A 16,103-nucleotide genomic window follows, 5' to 3' on the forward strand; every position below is an offset into this window, starting at 1 on the left:
CAGAGTGCAAAATGGAGCAGGCTTTGAAAGAATACCTCCACTACCTCGTAGTTGAAAAAGGGTTGTCGCAAAACACACTGGAGGCTTATAGAAGAGATATCTCCAACTACCTTCATTATCTAAAACATGTAGAACAGCTGGACAATGTTGAGAAGGTTCACCGGACAAATATTGTATCCTTTTTATTTCATTTGAAAGAAAAAGGCAAGGCTTCTACCACTGTTTCAAGGCAGCTGTCGTCACTGAGGTCCTTTCACCAGTTTATGATAAGGGAAGGGCTTGCAACTCATGATCCCAGTACATTAATAGATATGCCAAAAGCAGAGAAGCGTCTTCCAAAAGTATTGAATATGGAAGAGGTAGAAGCGCTTCTTGAGGCACCGGACGGGTCATCACCCCTTGGCTTGCGAAATAAAGCTATGCTGGAAATGCTCTATGCCACGGGACTCCGGGTTACTGAACTCTGTTCAATGAATCTGAGCGATCTTCATTTACAAATGGGCTTTGTAAGGTGTATCGGTAAAGGAAATAAAGAAAGAATCATTCCTCTGGGCAGGACTGCTTCCGATGTACTTAAGGCATACTTACAATCCAGCAGGCCGGTACTTGTAAAAAAACAGCGTCATGATGTATTGTTTGTGAATCATCATGGGAGACAGATGTCCAGACAGGGGTTTTGGAAAGTGCTCAAGTCCCTCGCATCAGAAGCAAAAATAGAAAAAGAGCTGACGCCTCACACCCTTCGGCATTCCTTCGCTACCCATCTTCTTGAGAACGGTGCCGATCTTCGTGCTGTTCAGGAGATGCTGGGGCATGCGGATATATCTACGACACAGATCTATACACACGTAACGAAAACGAGATTAAAAGATGTTTATGCAGACTTCCATCCAAGAGCGTAAAAGAGAGGAGTTGGAAGATTTGCACAATTGTGAGGTCTGACTTCAGACATGGTGATTTGACAATTTGAAACAATACCTTTCCTGAAAAAGGGTATAATTAAAAGATGAAAAACGTGACTACATAAGGAGGATTTGCAGCATGAAAAGTAAGCGCTTTAAGAGGATTTTTGTAGTGGTAATGGATTCAGTAGGGATAGGAGAAGCCCCGGATGCCGCAAAGTTTAATGATACGGGAGCCAATACTCTCGGTCATATCGCTGAAAGAATGAACGGGTTAAATATGCCGAATATGGGAGCACTCGGCCTTTCAAATATTAGAGAAATACCAGGAATAGAAAAAGCGGATACGCCTTCTGCGTATTACGGTCTTATGGAAGAGGCATCAAACGGAAAAGATACTATGACCGGACATTGGGAGATAATGGGCCTTCGCATTGAACAACCATTCCGCACCTTTCCCGATGGTTTTCCAAAAGAATTAATAGATGAATTGGAAGCAAAAACAGGAAGGAAAATCGTAGGGAACAAACCAGCTTCCGGTACTGAGATTCTCGATGAATTAGGGGAGCGCCACATGAACACGGGGGATTTGATTGTTTATACCTCTGCCGATTCTGTCCTGCAAATTGCTGCCCATGAGGATATCGTTCCTTTAGAGGAGCTTTACCGCATCTGTAAGATTGCCCGTGAATTGACTCTCGATGAAAAATACATGGTAGGCCGTATCATTGCAAGACCTTTCCTTGGTAAAGCAGGGAACTGGGAACGTACTTCGAACCGTCATGATTATGCTTTAAAGCCATTCGGCAGAACGGTCATGAACGAACTGGAGGACGGCGGGTTTGACTCCATTGCAATTGGGAAAATTTCTGATATTTATGATGGAGAGGGAATTACAAAATCCCTGCGCACAACATCGAATATGGACGGTATGGACAAGCTTGTTCAAACAACAAAAATGGATTTCACAGGTGTCAGCTTTTTAAATCTTGTTGACTTTGATGCAAAGTTCGGTCATAGAAGAGATCCGATCGGTTACGGCGAAGCTCTCGAAGAGTATGATCAAAGGCTTCCTGAACTTCTGCAGGAGCTTAAGGAAGAGGACCTGTTAATCATTACAGCTGACCATGGAAATGATCCGGTTCACCCGGGTACAGACCATACCAGAGAATATGTACCGCTTCTTTGCTATAACAAACGCTTCAGTAAAGGAGAGCGGCTGGACGACAGAAAAACCTTTGCTGATGTAGGAGCTACCATTGCAGATAACTTCGGTGTGAAAATGCCTGAACATGGCAAAAGCTTTTTAAATGACTTGAAATAAGAGAGGACTGTGTTTTTATGACTAATGCACTCATTGAAGCGAAACAATTTATTGAAGGTAAACTAACGAAAAAGCCACAAGTCGGCCTTATTTTAGGTTCGGGTCTTGGCGTACTTGCAGATGAAATTCAAGAAGCAGTGACTGTCCCCTACAGTGATATACCAGGGTTCCCGACCTCAACTGTTGCCGGACATAAAGGTCAGCTTGTCATCGGTACTCTGAATGGAAAAAGTGTTGTTGCCATGCAGGGCCGTTTTCATTTTTACGAAGGCTACGATATGAGCCTTGTTACTCTTCCGGTGAGAGTGATGAAAGCCATCGGTGTTACAGACTTGATTGTGACAAATGCAGCAGGGGGGGTAAATGAATCGTATGAGCCTGGTGATCTGATGCTCATCGAGGACCACATCAATAATTTTGGAACAAATCCATTAATTGGTCCGAATGATGAAGAAATGGGACCGAGATTTCCTGATATGAGTGAAGCTTATACGAAAGATCACTTATCTCTTGCCACAGAGACTGCAAAAGAGCTTGGGGTTAATGTGCAAAAGGGTGTGTATGTAGGGAATACCGGCCCTTGTTACGAAACTCCTGCTGAAGTCCGTATGCTCCGTGCAATGGGAGGCGACGCAGTAGGAATGAGTACAGTCCCCGAAGTAATCGTTGCCCGCCACAGCGGACTTAAGGTTCTTGGGATTTCATGTATTTCCAATATGGCAGCAGGGATACTCGATCAGCCGTTGCATCACGATGAAGTGATTGAAACAACGGAAAAAGTAAAAGCAAACTTCCTGGCCTTAGTAAAAGAAATTGTCGGTAAAATGTAGAATTTCTAATGATATGAGGATGGTGGCTTACTATGAGAATGGTTGATTTAATAGAGAAAAAGCGTGATGGTCATGAACTGACACAAGAGGAAATCACCTTCATTATTGACGGTTATGTAAAAGATGACATTCCAGATTACCAAATGAGCGCCTTTTCCATGGCTGTTTTTTTCAGAGGTATGACTGATGAGGAGAGTGCGTTCCTCACAGACGCTATTGTTCATTCCGGTGAGACCATTGACCTCTCAGCCATTGATGGAATTAAAGTGGATAAACACAGCACCGGTGGTGTAGGGGATACGACTACACTTGTCCTGGCACCTCTTGTCGCCAGTGTTGGTGTACCGGTGGCGAAAATGAGTGGACGGGGTCTGGGTCATACCGGTGGCACCATTGATAAACTGGAAGCCATCCCAGGGTTCAGTGTTGAGATTACAAACGATACGTTTATTGACCTGGTAAACAGGAATAAAGTAGCCGTAATCGGACAGACAGCAGATTTAACGCCTGCTGACAAAAAACTTTATTCCCTGCGTGATGTAACAGCAACGGTAAATTCGATTCCTCTTATTGCAAGTTCTATTATGAGTAAAAAGCTTGCTTCAGGTGCGGATGCAATCGTGCTGGATGTTAAGACGGGTTCAGGTGCCTTTATGAAAAAGCTGGACGATGCAAAAGAGCTTGCGAGAACGATGGTGAAAATCGGAAACGACCTGGGGCGCAGCACGTCCGCTGTCATTTCTGATATGAGCCAGCCTCTTGGACAAGCAATCGGAAATGCACTTGAGGTTAAAGAAGCAATTCTGACACTGAAAGGCGAGGGTCCGAAAGACCTGACCGACCTTTGTCTTGCACTTGGAAGTCATATGGTTGTCCTGGCAGGGAAAGCAAAAGACGATGAGGAAGCAAAGGAGATGCTTAAAGGTGCTATTAAAGACGGCTCTGCCCTGGAACACTTTAAGCTCTTTGCCAAGTCCCAGCATGGGGACCCTGAAGTGATTGCCGACCCGGATAAGCTTCCAAAAGCGAATTTCATTTTTGATGTAAAAGCAAAGGCAGACGGTATTGTTTCTGCCATTACCGCGGATAAAATCGGAACCGCTGCTATGATTCTCGGAGCGGGACGGGCAACGAAAACATCTGAGATTGACCTGGCTGTGGGTCTCGTTCTCAACAAAAAGATCGGAGACCATGTTACAAAAGGAGAGTCTCTTGTAACCATTCACAGCAATCAGGAAAATGTGGACGATTGTATGAACCGGATTTATGAATCATATACCATTTCAACTGATGAAGTAAGTGCACCTCCACTTATTTATGACGTGATAAAAAAATAGGCTGCTCTGAAAAAGAAATCAAACCCAACTTCATTGAACGGAATACGCTCCCTTTCCGCTGGGGCGCCGGTGCAAAGAAAGCACCCCTGAAATCTGGATGCTTGCCGGCACCGCCGCGGAAAGCAAAGGGAACGCAGGCTGCATCCGCACTTTTTGTACTCTAAAGGCAGTAAAAATAGCAACAATCTGCGCGAAAAAAAGCTAAAAAATAAGAACATCAAAGTCTGCCGGCGTTTATGGCAGACTTTTTCTTTTCTTTGGCTGGTGAAGGGCATTCTCAACCTTTTATCGATTATCTTAGCTTCGTTGAGAAATGAGAGGATAAAGATAACCTGGCAAAAAAAGACCACATGTTCTTTTAATACGCCATTACCTGCACCTTTTTAGAATCGTAAAGTACGAAGGCTTCTTCTGCGTTTAAAGTATAAAGCAGGGTAACTGGGGCAGAATGGTAAAGAAAATGTGGTGTCTCTCTTTTCTGTATGGGAGCGCCTTCATTCGTACAGAACACTTTGGAGGGATATCATGATGAAACAAAGTTTAAGGATTTTACTTGCATTAATTATTCTGATGGCATTAATGACAAGCATAATGACTCCTGCCTCTGCCCGTGAAGGTGGCGTAAAACTTGCTGATGATGCCAGCTCGGCAATCTTAATTGAGCGAGATACAGGAAAAATAATGTTTGAAAAAAACAGTAATGAAAAACTCCCCCCTGCTTCCATGACGAAGATTATGACGATGCTTCTTATTATGGAAGCAATCGATAATGGGAAGATAACGTTAGATGAAAAAGTCCGCACAAGTGAACGTGCTGCATCAATGGGCGGATCCCAAATTTTTCTGGAGCCGGGTGAAGAAATGACCGTTGATGAAATGCTGAAAGGCATTGCCATCGCTTCAGGGAATGATGCTTCTGTAGCCATGGCTGAACACCTTGCAGGTTCTGAGGACGAGTTTGTAAACATGATGAATGACAAAGCAAAAGAACTGGGATTAAAGGATACAAACTTTGTGAATTCAAACGGGTTACCGGTAGCAGACCACTACACTACGGCACATGACATGGCTATGATGTCCCGGGAACTTCTGAAATACGAATCAATTACCGATTATACAAGCCTTTATGAAGATTACCTCCGAGCAGACAGCGATAAAAAATTCTGGCTCGTAAATACAAATAAGCTTGTAAAATTTTATCCTGGTGTTGACGGCCTTAAAACAGGATTTACAAGAGAGGCAAAATACTGTCTTACCGCCACCGCGAATAAAAAGGATATGCGGGTAATTGCTGTTGTGATGGGGGCTTCGACACCTAAAGACAGGAACCGTCAGGTTACAGAGATGCTTGATTATGCATACAGTCAGTACCAGGTGCATAAGCAGTATGACCGGGGAACGGTCATTGCCCAGGTAAAAGTAAATAAAGGCGCAAAAAATAAAGTAGATGCTGTAACCGCTGAGAATGTATCCATGCTTACAAAAAAAGGAGAGTCCCTTGAAGGTGCAACTGAAGAGGTCGTCTGGAATGAAGATGTGAAAGCGCCATTAAAAGAAGGACAAACCGTAGGAACGCTGAAGGTAAAACTGGACGAAAAAGTACTTTCGGAAGTCTCTCTTGTACTTTCAGAAGATGTAGATGAAGCTTCTTTATGGCAGTTTATAAAACGGACAGCATCTATTATGGGTGGAAAAAGAGAGTCATGATTGGTCGTTAATTTAAATACTTTGACGAAGTTGCACTAGTTTTGTTTCTGTGAAGGATTACAGGAATATAAGATCGAAATTCCCTTTACGTGTATTCCGAGAGATGCAAGCCTTAATGCGGAATTCATAAACCTTAAGGCAAGGAGTGGAGGGGCAGTGAGCTTACTGATTGATTTAGAAAAAAAGGAAAATGTCCTTTGTGTAAGACTGGAAGGTGAGCTTGATCATCATACAGCAAAAAAGCTAAAGGAACGGGTTGACCAGGCTATGAAAGAACATCACCTGACACACATGCTGTTAAATTTAGAACAGTTAACTTTCATGGACAGTTCCGGGCTTGGCGTCATTCTGGGCAGGTATAAGTTCATTCAGACATTGGGAGGAGAAATGGTTGTATGTTCTATCTCTCCGCAGATTAAACGATTGTTTGACATGTCCGGACTGTTTAAAATCATACGGTTGGAAACTGACGAGGATCGTGCATTATCCATGCTGGGGGTGGCGTCATGAAAAACATCATGAAGTTGGCATTTAGTGCAATCAGTGAAAATGAATCCTTTGCGAGGGTGGCAGTCGGAGCCTTTATTGCGAAGCTCGATCCGACTATGGATGAGCTTACTGAAATTAAAACCGTCGTCAGTGAGGCGGTAACGAATGCGATTATTCACGGTTATCCCAATGAAGATAATGGAATGGTAAAAATTGAAGCAGAGCTCACTGATGACACTGTCCGCATTATGATTCAGGACGAAGGTGTGGGAATGAGTAATGTTGAGGAAGCAAGACAGCCTCTTTACACATCAAAGCCTGAACTTGAACGAAGCGGCATGGGCTTTACGATTATGGAGAATTTTATGGACGATGTAGAAATCCGTTCAGAGCCGATGGTCGGTACTACGGTACGTCTCACAAAGCGCCTTTCTAAACAAAAGGCCATGTGTAATTAGGGGTATGCTATGGAAGTAAATGTTAAACAAAAGAAAGAGGTGTATCTGAAGGACGAGGAGCTGAAGCGCCTTATCGCTGAAGCACAAGAGGGAAACCAACAATCAAGAGATCGCATCGTGAGTTCCAATACCCGCCTCGTCTGGTCGGTAGTGCAGCGGTTTTTAAACCGCGGATATGAACCGGATGACTTGTTTCAGATAGGCTGTATCGGTCTGATCAAATCCGTAGACAAATTTGATCTGAGTTACGATGTGAAGTTTTCGACTTATGCAGTACCAATGATTATTGGTGAAATTCAGCGTTTCCTAAGGGATGACGGAACTGTTAAAGTAAGTCGTTCAATTAAGGAAAGCGCTAATAAAATCCGGAAAATGAAAGAAGAGCTTACAAAAACACTAGGACGGGTTCCTACCGTCAACGAAATTGCAAAGAGTCTTGATATGTCTCCTGAGGATGTTGTGTTTGCACAGGAAGCAAGCAGGAATCTGACATCGATTCACGAGACTGTCTATGAAAATGACGGCGATCCTATTACGCTCCTTGATCAAATATCAGACCAGAACGAAGGAAAGTGGTTTGATAAAATTGCATTAAAGGACGTAATCGAAAAGCTGGAAGAACGGGAAAGGCTCATTGTTTATCTGAGATATTATAAGGACCAGACGCAGTCTGAAGTTGCTGAGCGCCTGGGTATCTCACAGGTTCAGGTATCAAGGCTTGAAAAGAAAATATTAAAGCAATTAAAAGACCAACTGGGTGATTAAACTCAGTTGGTTTTTTGTGGTGCGTTCTCGCATATCCTGGCTTTTTATTCTTGAAAAGGATGATGGATTATGGACGAGGCGTGTGGCGTAATCTAAACGTAGAATATTAGTCGTTAATTGTAGAAAAGGTCGCTGTAAGTGCAAAATTTAGTGAATTAATTGTAGAAGTGAATGGTGTAAATGTAAATATGCGGGGCAGCACCTGGGGAAAGTCATACAAGCGGGTTTTGGATCTCATCGTTTCCCATCACCCAGTTGAATCCCGCCTTTCTATAAAGTGTGAGACGTGTCAGGCATGAAATGCATGATCCGGATTCTTTTATCTCATACTAAGATAAACAAAGTGAAAGAGAGGGTGGGGTAAATGGACGAGAGAGTCTATATACGGTTAAAAGCACGTGTAAGAGCCCCAAAGCCCGAGACTCTTATGTTAAAAGATATAGCCCAGCTCATTGCAGATGAACAGATGCTCAGGAATCTTGAGATTATCCCTGTAAATAAGGCTGTGGAAAAAGATCAGGAGAGTCCTATCGTCATTGATTCCATGAAAATTGTAGAACTGATACTGAGTGCGTGCCCAAACGCTGATGTTCAAGTAGTGGGGCCAGTCCAGACCATCGTCTGGCATGATGTAAAAAAACAACCGATGAAGCCTCTTATGTTCAGTCTGGTCTGGTTTCTGCTGTTTGTAGGATCAGCACTGGCAATTATGAATTTTCATGAAGATGTAAGTATGTCAGGTGTTCATAAAAAACTTTACAGAGTGATTACAGGTACAGAAGTGGATCATCCATTGTGGCTTCAGATTCCGTATTCCTTTGGACTGGGGCTGGGAATGATCCTGTTTTTTAACCATTTGTTCCGTAAGCGCATCAACGATGAGCCAAGCCCGCTGGAGATGGAAATGTTTAATTATGAGGACAACATTGACCGCTATGTAGCTCTGAATCACCGCCGTGAAGACAAGAGGAAACAGGAGAATAAAAAGTGATTGACCCGATTGTTACAATTCTTGTCGGTCTTGCAGGGGGGATTGCTGTCGGGAGTGGTCTTGTGGCTTTCCTGACAGTTCTCGGTATCATTCCGCGACTTGCCCAGCTGACAAATACAAGCAGGCTTGTTACCAAGTACGAAAGTGCTGTCATCATAGGAGCGCTCAGCGGTGCATGGATGAGTCTCGGTGACCCCGGACTGAGTCTGCTTCCGGCTGTGGCATCTCCGGTAGGCCTCGCAGCGGGGATGTTTGTAGGACTTCTTGCAGCAGCGCTTACAGAGGTTCTGAATGTATTCCCGATTCTGGCAAAAAGAGTGGGGGTGGCAGAGAGGATATCATGGTTGCTTTTTGCTATTGTCCTTGGCAAAATAACGGGCTCTCTGTTTCACTGGTTATACTTTTATCCTATGAGGTGATGGTTCATGAAATCGGCTGAACAAATAAGAAAAGACCGTTTCGAAGAACGGAGAAAGAAGCTCATCTCAAAGACAACATGGATAAAAAACTGCCTGATTGCATTTGCTGTCGGAGGAATCCTTGCTGCTTTTGGTCAATGGCTGTTTAACCGGTATATCGTGTGGTTCGGTCTGACAGAAAGAGAAGCGGTTAACCCAGTCCTGGCTACATTTATTTTTCTTTCCTGTTTACTTACGGGGATTGGTATTTTTGACAAGCTGAGTGAAAAATGGGGAGCAGGCCTTATTGTTCCGGTAACAGGTTTTGCAAATTCAGTTACAAGCAGTGGAATGGAATCGAGAGCAGAAGGAATCGTATTCGGTGTTACAGGCAATATGTTCCGCATTGCAGGAGTCGTGCTTGTATTTGGTGTTGTTTCTGCGTATCTTGTTTCCTTCATAAGAGTTCTGATTGAAACGCTAATTCGTTAACGGGGGAATCAAAGTGAAAGACATTAAACAGACCTGGGTATTTGACAGCCCCGTATATATTGAATCCTGCGCAAGTGTATCGGGGCCTATGGAAAAATCAGGTCCTGTCGGCCGTTTTCTTGATAAGTCCTTTGAAGATTTGTACTGCGGCGAAAGTACCTGGGAAAAAGCTGAAAGAGCGTTGATGAAAGAAGCAGTATCACTCTGTCTGAGTAAAGAAAGTATACAGAAAGAAGAAGTGGGGCTGTTTATTGCCGGGGACCTGCTCAACCAAAACGTAACAAGCCATTACACAGCACGTGAATATCCGTGGCCGTATTTAGGCATGTTCAGTGCCTGTGCAACGTCAATGGAAGGGATCGCGATTGCATCTATGTGTGTACATTCTGGAATGGTCCAAAGAAGTCTTACTGCAGTTTCCAGCCATTATGGTGCAGTGGAGAGGCAGTTCAGACTGCCTTTGGAACATGTGAAGCAACGGCCGAAAACCGCTATGAGAACGGTGACCGGAGCAGGTGCTGCTGTTATATCGGGGAAGAAGAGTCCGATTGCTGTCCGTTCTGTAACCATTGGCAAAGTAGTGGACTGGGGATTGAGAGATCCTCTTGACATGGGTCAGGCAATGGCACCTGCTGCTTTCGACACATTAAAAAAACATTTAAACGATACAGGAAAGACTGAAGAAGACTACGATCTTATCATTACGGGAGATCTTAGTATGTTCGGCTCCCGGCAGTTCCTTGAGTTGTGCGAAGAGGATGGACTGTACATAACAGACCGGTATCTGGATGGCGGGAATACGGTATACGGGTATCATCCTGAAGGATATGCGGGAGGAAGCGGCGCCGGTTGCAGCGCTCTTGTTCTTTACGGATACGTGTTCAGGAGGATGCGTAAGGAACATTGGAAAAAAGTGCTCTGTATAGCAACAGGAGCGTTGTTTAACCCTTTAACGATAAGACAGAAAGAAACGATCCCCTGTATTGCTCATGCAGTGGAGTTTGAACTGACAGCCGGTTTGGAGGAATAATACTTATGGAGTACGTCTTCGCATTTTTAGTCGGAGGATTCTTTTGTCTTACTGGTCAGCTATTTATGGATATTGGCAAATGGTCCCCGGCTCACATTATGGGCGGATTCGTTGTGGGCGGGGCGCTAATGGACGGGTTTCATTTATATGATAAGCTGATTGACTTAGCTGGCATGGGTGCTATTCTCCCAATTTCAAGCTTTGGACATTTCCTTGTTCACGGGGCAATGACAGAAGCAGAAAGATACGGATTTTTAGGAATAGGGATGGGTATTTTTGAAGTAACGTCTGCAGGTGTATCTACAGCCATATTGTTTGGTTTTCTTGCGAGTATCATCTTCAAGCCGAAGGGGTGACTGTCAGGATGGAAAAGAAAAAGCGGGTTATATTAATCACTGACGGTGATACGTCAGCAAGGATGGCCGTTGAAGCGGCTTCAAGGAAATTAAATTGTTGCTGTATATCCAAATCCGGCGGAAACCCAAGTCCACTGAGCGGGGAGGAGCTGGTGGAACTCGTTATGGAATGCCCGGACGATCCTGTGGTGGTGTTATTTGATGATTGCGGCTATCCGGAAGAAGGTCCGGGTGAGAAGGCCATGATAACGATTTGCAACCATCCTGACATTACTATTCTTGGTGCCCTTGCAGTTGCCTCGCAATCCTATTCCCATGAGTGGGCAAAGGTGCATTTTTCACTTGACAGAAATGGAGATCTTACGGAATACGGTGTTGATAAAGACGGCATAATTGATACAGAAATAAGGCGTATACGGGGAGATACTGTTTATATATTGGACCAGATTGACATTCCTATTGTTATTGGTATTGGAGATCTTGGAAAAATGGGGGGCCGTGATTCTGCAGAAAAAGGGGCACCGATTACGACACAGGCTATACAAACCATCCTGGAAAGGAGCCAGAGCGAATGACAGATTCTCATCAAGATGAAACAAAACAAAATCATCCTTTGTCACGAAACATCCTGGATAATGAAAGAAGAATGAAAGAACGTGTCGGGATCGGTAAAAGCTTTGATGTAGGAGTACGTAAACTACATATTTTAGACAAAGAAGTCCAGTTTTATTTTGTCAACGGTCTCTGTGACACCCAATATATCATTGAACTCCTAAGAGAATTAATGTTTATTGATGTTGCCGACCGTAAAAAAAGAAACGTCCGGGATCAAATTGAAAATCATCTTGCCCATATGCAGGTTGAATATGCAGATACTCTTGATGATGCCATTCGCCAAATGCTATCGGGACTTATATCCATTTTTATTGATGGTGAAGCACAAGCTATTATTGTGGACGTTCGAAGTTATCCTGGCAGAGGGCCGGAAGAACCGGACCTTGAAAAAGTCGTAAGGGGAAGCCGTGACGGATACACAGAAAATATCATTCAAAACACCGCACTTACAAGAAGAAGAATCAGAGACGAACGCTTAAGAAACGAAATTCTTCAAGTGGGAAGACGTTCAAAGACCGACATCAGCCTCTGTTATCTGGAAGGGGTTGTTGATAAAGATCTGGTGGGTGTCGTAAAAAAAGAGCTTGAAGGAATCGATATTGATGGACTGACAATGTCAGATAAGCTCGTAGAGGAATTTATCGTCAAACAGGGCAATAACCCCTTTCCTCTCGTTCGTTACACCGAAAGACCTGACGTTGCAGCTACTCACATTCTGGAGGGACATCTTGTCATTATCGTAGATGCCTCTCCGAGTGCCATGATTCTTCCTACGACGTTTTTTCATCACGTCCAGCATGCAGAGGAATACCGGCAGGCAGCATTTGTCGGAACATTCTTGAGGTGGGTCCGGTTTGCTGGAATAGCGTTCTCGTTATTTATTCTGCCGTTATGGCTTCTGATGGTAGTAGAACCGAGTCTTCTGCCCCCGGGGTATGAGTACATCGGTCCCGATGAAACAACCAATGTTCCAATCTTCCTCCAAATCATCCTTGCAGAACTTGGGATAGAACTCCTCAGGATGGCGGCCATACATACGCCGTCCCCTCTGGCTACTGCTTTGGGGCTTGTGGCTGCTCTGCTCATCGGGGAAATTGCTATAGAAGTAGGGCTCTTTGTGCCTGAAGTTATCCTTTATGTTGCAGTCGGAGCCATCGGGATGTTTGCAACACCAAGCTATGAACTGAGTATTGCTCTTCGTATTATGAGGCTTGGTCTCCTTGTTGCTGTTGTACTGTTTAAAGTGCAGGGCTTTGTGATCGGGACGACGGCGTTGTTCCTTGCTCTTGCATCAATAAAGTCTTTGAATGTTCCATATATGTGGCCATTCCTTCCGTTTTACCCAAAAGCCCTTGCAGATGTCATGATGCGTCAGGCCGTACCGATGAAAATGAAACGTCCAAGTATTGTTCATCCGAAAGATCCGGTCAAACAGGCCAAAAGCAAGACATAGCAGAGAACTCCGGGGCGGATCCGCGCTCCGGAATTTTTTGTGGAAATAAGTTGCCGTACTGAGAAAAGTGTGTTAAAGTCTTGACTAATGAATGCCCAAATGGTATAAATGTTTCTATAATTTCATATTCTCATGTAAGTCATGAGGTAGAGGAGCAAAGCGAAAGAGTACACTGTCAGAGTGCTGGGGCACTAAGACGGCGGTGGAAAGGTCAATTTGCCGAAGAAGGATAATAACTCCAGTGTTTATCTTTCTGGGGTATTGCCGAACAGGCAATACACTGTCACTGCAACTGTAGTGGAGCACTATCCGGATGATAAGAGGGTTTATTTTAACCATCCCAAGGTAATTAGTGCAGCCATGCATTAATTGCCTTTTTTATTATTCAGGACAATTCTTTTGAAAACAGCCCCAAATGGAGTATGAAATCTTGCTTGAGGTCTTTTTCGACTGAATATCTCTACTGTGTTCACAACGAAGCTGAATTTCGATGGATGAAGGGTTATAACACCCTTCCTGGTTTTTTTTTTAGTAATAGCTTTAATTTAAAAGTCCAGTACGGTTATTGAGGGGAGACTGAGGATGACTACAAGAAACCATGATGTAAACAGTAAAGGGAATCTGACAATCAATGGTGTTGACACCACATATCTGGCGGAAAAGTACGGTACGCCATTATATGTCTATGATGTGGAAGATATCTGCATCCGTGCAAATGCCTTTAAAGAGGCTTTTGAAAAGGAAGGGATTCAGTACCAGGTTGCTTATGCAAGTAAAGCATTCAGTTGTGTGGCTATTGTGCAGCTGATGGATGAGCTCGGGTTAAGTCTTGATGTTGTGTCCGGGGGGGAGCTTTACACTGCTCTGGAAGCTGGCTTTCCTCCTGAACGCATTCATTTTCATGGAAACAACAAATCACCAGATGAAATAGAAATGGCTGTCAAAGCGGGAATAGGCTGCTTTGTTGTCGATAACTTTCATGAACTGACGTGGCTTACGGGTATAACACAGACCCTTGAAACTTCCATGAAAGTACTGCTTCGTATAACGCCAGGAGTCGAAGCTCATACCCACGAGTATATCAGTACAGGTCAGGAAGATTCAAAATTCGGCTTTGATATTACAAGCGGGCAGGCAGAAAAAGCCATCGCCCAGGTCCTGGATGAGGACCGTCTTGAACTCCTTGGGGTTCACTGTCACATCGGGTCTCAGATCTTTGAGACTAGTGGCTTTGTTTCAGCAGTCGATGAAATATTCAACCACTTGCAGGAGTGGAGAGAAAATACAGGCTTTACACCTGAAGTTGTGAATTTAGGTGGAGGTTTTGGAATTCGTTATAACGAGGATGATACACCTCTGCCCCTCGGTCATTATGTTGAGGCTATGGTCAGGTCTGTAAAAGAGCATGCAGAAGCGAAAGATTTTCCTATACCTGAAATATGGATTGAACCTGGCCGTGCACTCGTAGGGGAGGCCGGCACAACCCTTTATACTGTTGGGTCCCGCAAATCAATTCCAGGTGTGAGAGATTACGTATCCGTGGACGGAGGGATGACCGACAACCTGCGCCCGGCTCTTTATCAGGCAAAGTACGACGCGATTGTAGCGAATAAGGCACAGAAGGAAAAGACGGAGACAGTTTCGATTGCCGGTAAGTGCTGCGAGTCCGGGGATATGCTTATCTGGGATGTAGACACACCTGTCCTTGAACAAGGAGATATTCTTGCTGTCCCATCTACAGGGGCGTATGGTTATTCCATGGCAAATAACTATAACCGTATTCAGAGGCCGGCTGTGGTATTTCTTAATAACAAAAGCGATCAGTGTGTGATCGAACGGGAAACCTATGCTAACATGACGCGTTTGGACAGACCGTGGAAAAAAACAGAAGCAAAAACAAAGGTGTACAGCTGATTAGGAGTCCTGGGCAGCATCGTGAAAGTGGAACCAAGAAACCAGGCTGGCTGTCCGTATGTGGAGATCCTCCCGTTACGGACAGCTTCTTTTCTTTTTACAGAGATTTATAGTAAAATGAAAATGATCGGTACATACATTACCTTCAGAGAGGACGTTTTATAATGAAAAAAGGAACGATCGTATTAGACAATGGAAACAAACTTGCTCTTGAATTTTATCCTGAGGCAGCGCCAGGCACAGTAGCTAACTTTGAAAAACTTGCAAATGAAGGGTTTTACGATGGCCTTACTTTTCACCGTGTAATCCCTGGATTTGTTGCTCAAGGCGGCTGTCCGATTGGAAACGGGACTGGCGGAAGTAAAGAGACAATTAAATGTGAAACCGAAGGAAATCCTCATAAACACGTACAGGGCACCCTTTCAATGGCTCATGCCGGGAAAGATACAGGGAGCAGCCAGTTCTTTATCGTTCACGAACCTCAGCCGCACCTTGATGGTGTGCACACTGTTTTTGGTCAGGTAACTGAAGGCATCGAGGCAGTTCTTGACATTAAAGCCGGCGATGTTATGCAGGAAGTCCGGGTTTTCGACGAAGAATAGAACACGGATAAAAAAAAGCGGTCCTCAAGTTTGCAGGATCGCTTTTTTTGTCCGGTTTTGTAAACGCTTACGATCAACGAAGCAAAATTCGACCACGGAAGAAAGTTTTGTGATATACTATACAAAACTGAACAGCTTATTTCCTTCGGGGTCGGGTGAAAATCCCAACCGGCGGTGATGTGGCCATAGCAGCCCTAAGCCCGTGACCCGTTTCCACAGTGTAAACAGAGGAAACGGTGGATTCGGTGAGAAACCGAAGCCGACAGTATAGTCTGGATGGGAGAAGGAAACGATAGAAAAAACCGGTATAACTATCCCGGGCACCAGTGTGTCTTTTTGACACAGCTGCAGACTTTTCTGCAAAAATGCCTCCAGGAGTGGACACCTGGTTTATTTCCTATTGTTTACTTTTTACTGACACCTGAAGGAAGAACCTTCAG

The 16,103-nt window shown here is 44.2% G+C and carries 17 protein-coding genes and 2 riboswitches; all 17 genes read left to right on the plus strand.

Translation table 11 applies throughout. The features are described from left to right. Positions 1-11: 11 nt before the first annotated feature. The 17 genes from xerD to EBO34_RS03715 all read left to right on the plus strand — a co-directional run bounded on the left by xerD (position 12) and on the right by EBO34_RS03715 (position 15,663). Positions 12-902, plus strand: coding sequence for a site-specific tyrosine recombinase XerD (gene xerD, locus EBO34_RS03635; protein WP_122896579.1), 891 nt, complete (start codon positions 12-14; stop codon positions 900-902). Between the two features lie 139 nt (positions 903-1,041). Next, positions 1,042-2,226 (plus strand): phosphopentomutase, encoded by a 1,185-nt coding sequence (deoB, locus tag EBO34_RS03640; RefSeq protein ID WP_122896580.1) that lies wholly within the window; start codon positions 1,042-1,044, stop codon positions 2,224-2,226. A 17-nt stretch (positions 2,227-2,243) separates the two neighbouring features. Further along, positions 2,244-3,056, plus strand: coding sequence for a purine-nucleoside phosphorylase (locus EBO34_RS03645; protein ID WP_122896581.1), 813 nt, complete (start codon positions 2,244-2,246; stop codon positions 3,054-3,056). 32 nt (positions 3,057-3,088) lie between these two features. Then, positions 3,089-4,393: a pyrimidine-nucleoside phosphorylase gene (locus EBO34_RS03650; RefSeq protein ID WP_122896582.1), complete on the plus strand. Its 1,305-nt coding sequence runs from the start codon at positions 3,089-3,091 to the stop codon at positions 4,391-4,393. Positions 4,394-4,921: 528 nt separating this feature from the next. Next, entirely contained in the window at positions 4,922-6,100 is a 1,179-nt protein-coding gene (locus EBO34_RS03655; RefSeq protein WP_122898500.1) for a D-alanyl-D-alanine carboxypeptidase family protein, read from the plus strand. A 156-nt stretch (positions 6,101-6,256) separates the two neighbouring features. Beyond that, positions 6,257-6,610, plus strand: coding sequence for an anti-sigma F factor antagonist (spoIIAA, locus tag EBO34_RS03660; protein WP_122896583.1), 354 nt, complete (start codon positions 6,257-6,259; stop codon positions 6,608-6,610). Further along, entirely contained in the window at positions 6,607-7,047 is a 441-nt protein-coding gene (spoIIAB, locus tag EBO34_RS03665; RefSeq protein WP_122896584.1) for an anti-sigma F factor, read from the plus strand. Before spoIIAA ends, spoIIAB begins: the two co-directional genes overlap by 4 nt. A 9-nt stretch (positions 7,048-7,056) precedes the next feature. Beyond that, positions 7,057-7,812 carry an RNA polymerase sporulation sigma factor SigF gene (gene sigF / locus EBO34_RS03670; RefSeq protein ID WP_122896585.1) on the plus strand — a complete coding sequence of 252 codons (756 nt, stop codon included), beginning with the start codon at positions 7,057-7,059 and terminating at the stop codon, positions 7,810-7,812. 364 nt (positions 7,813-8,176) lie between these two features. Beyond that, positions 8,177-8,803: a stage V sporulation protein AA gene (locus EBO34_RS03675; protein WP_122896586.1), complete on the plus strand. Its 627-nt coding sequence runs from the start codon at positions 8,177-8,179 to the stop codon at positions 8,801-8,803. Further along, positions 8,800-9,222, plus strand: coding sequence for a stage V sporulation protein AB (locus tag EBO34_RS03680; protein ID WP_122896587.1), 423 nt, complete (start codon positions 8,800-8,802; stop codon positions 9,220-9,222). Before EBO34_RS03675 ends, EBO34_RS03680 begins: the two co-directional genes overlap by 4 nt. A gap of 6 nt (positions 9,223-9,228) precedes the next feature. Beyond that, positions 9,229-9,693, plus strand: a complete 465-nt coding sequence (gene spoVAC, locus EBO34_RS03685; protein WP_122896588.1) for a stage V sporulation protein AC — start codon at positions 9,229-9,231, stop codon at positions 9,691-9,693. Between the two features lie 13 nt (positions 9,694-9,706). Further along, entirely contained in the window at positions 9,707-10,723 is a 1,017-nt protein-coding gene (gene spoVAD, locus EBO34_RS03690) for a stage V sporulation protein AD (protein WP_122896589.1), read from the plus strand. 5 nt (positions 10,724-10,728) lie between these two features. After that, complete coding sequence (gene spoVAE / locus EBO34_RS03695) at positions 10,729-11,079, plus strand: stage V sporulation protein AE (RefSeq protein ID WP_122896590.1); 351 nt, start codon at positions 10,729-10,731, stop codon at positions 11,077-11,079. Positions 11,080-11,087: 8 nt separating this feature from the next. Beyond that, positions 11,088-11,654 carry a stage V sporulation protein SpoVABEA gene (gene spoVAEA / locus EBO34_RS03700; protein WP_122896591.1) on the plus strand — a complete coding sequence of 189 codons (567 nt, stop codon included), beginning with the start codon at positions 11,088-11,090 and terminating at the stop codon, positions 11,652-11,654. Then, positions 11,651-13,147: a spore germination protein gene (locus tag EBO34_RS03705; RefSeq protein WP_122896592.1), complete on the plus strand. Its 1,497-nt coding sequence runs from the start codon at positions 11,651-11,653 to the stop codon at positions 13,145-13,147. Before spoVAEA ends, EBO34_RS03705 begins: the two co-directional genes overlap by 4 nt. A 139-nt stretch (positions 13,148-13,286) precedes the next feature. Beyond that, positions 13,287-13,463: riboswitch (Lysine riboswitch) on the plus strand. Between the two features lie 266 nt (positions 13,464-13,729). Beyond that, positions 13,730-15,061, plus strand: a complete 1,332-nt coding sequence (lysA, locus tag EBO34_RS03710; protein WP_122896593.1) for a diaminopimelate decarboxylase — start codon at positions 13,730-13,732, stop codon at positions 15,059-15,061. A 164-nt stretch (positions 15,062-15,225) separates the two neighbouring features. Then, a complete protein-coding gene (locus EBO34_RS03715; protein ID WP_122896594.1) occupies positions 15,226-15,663 on the plus strand; it encodes a peptidylprolyl isomerase in 438 nt (145 codons plus the stop codon). Between the two features lie 137 nt (positions 15,664-15,800). Next, positions 15,801-15,955: riboswitch (FMN riboswitch) on the plus strand. Positions 15,956-16,103 lie beyond the last annotated feature (148 nt).

The organism is Alteribacter keqinensis (assembly GCF_003710255.1).
Classification (GTDB): Bacteria; Bacillota; Bacilli; order Bacillales; family Salisediminibacteriaceae; genus Alteribacter; species Alteribacter keqinensis.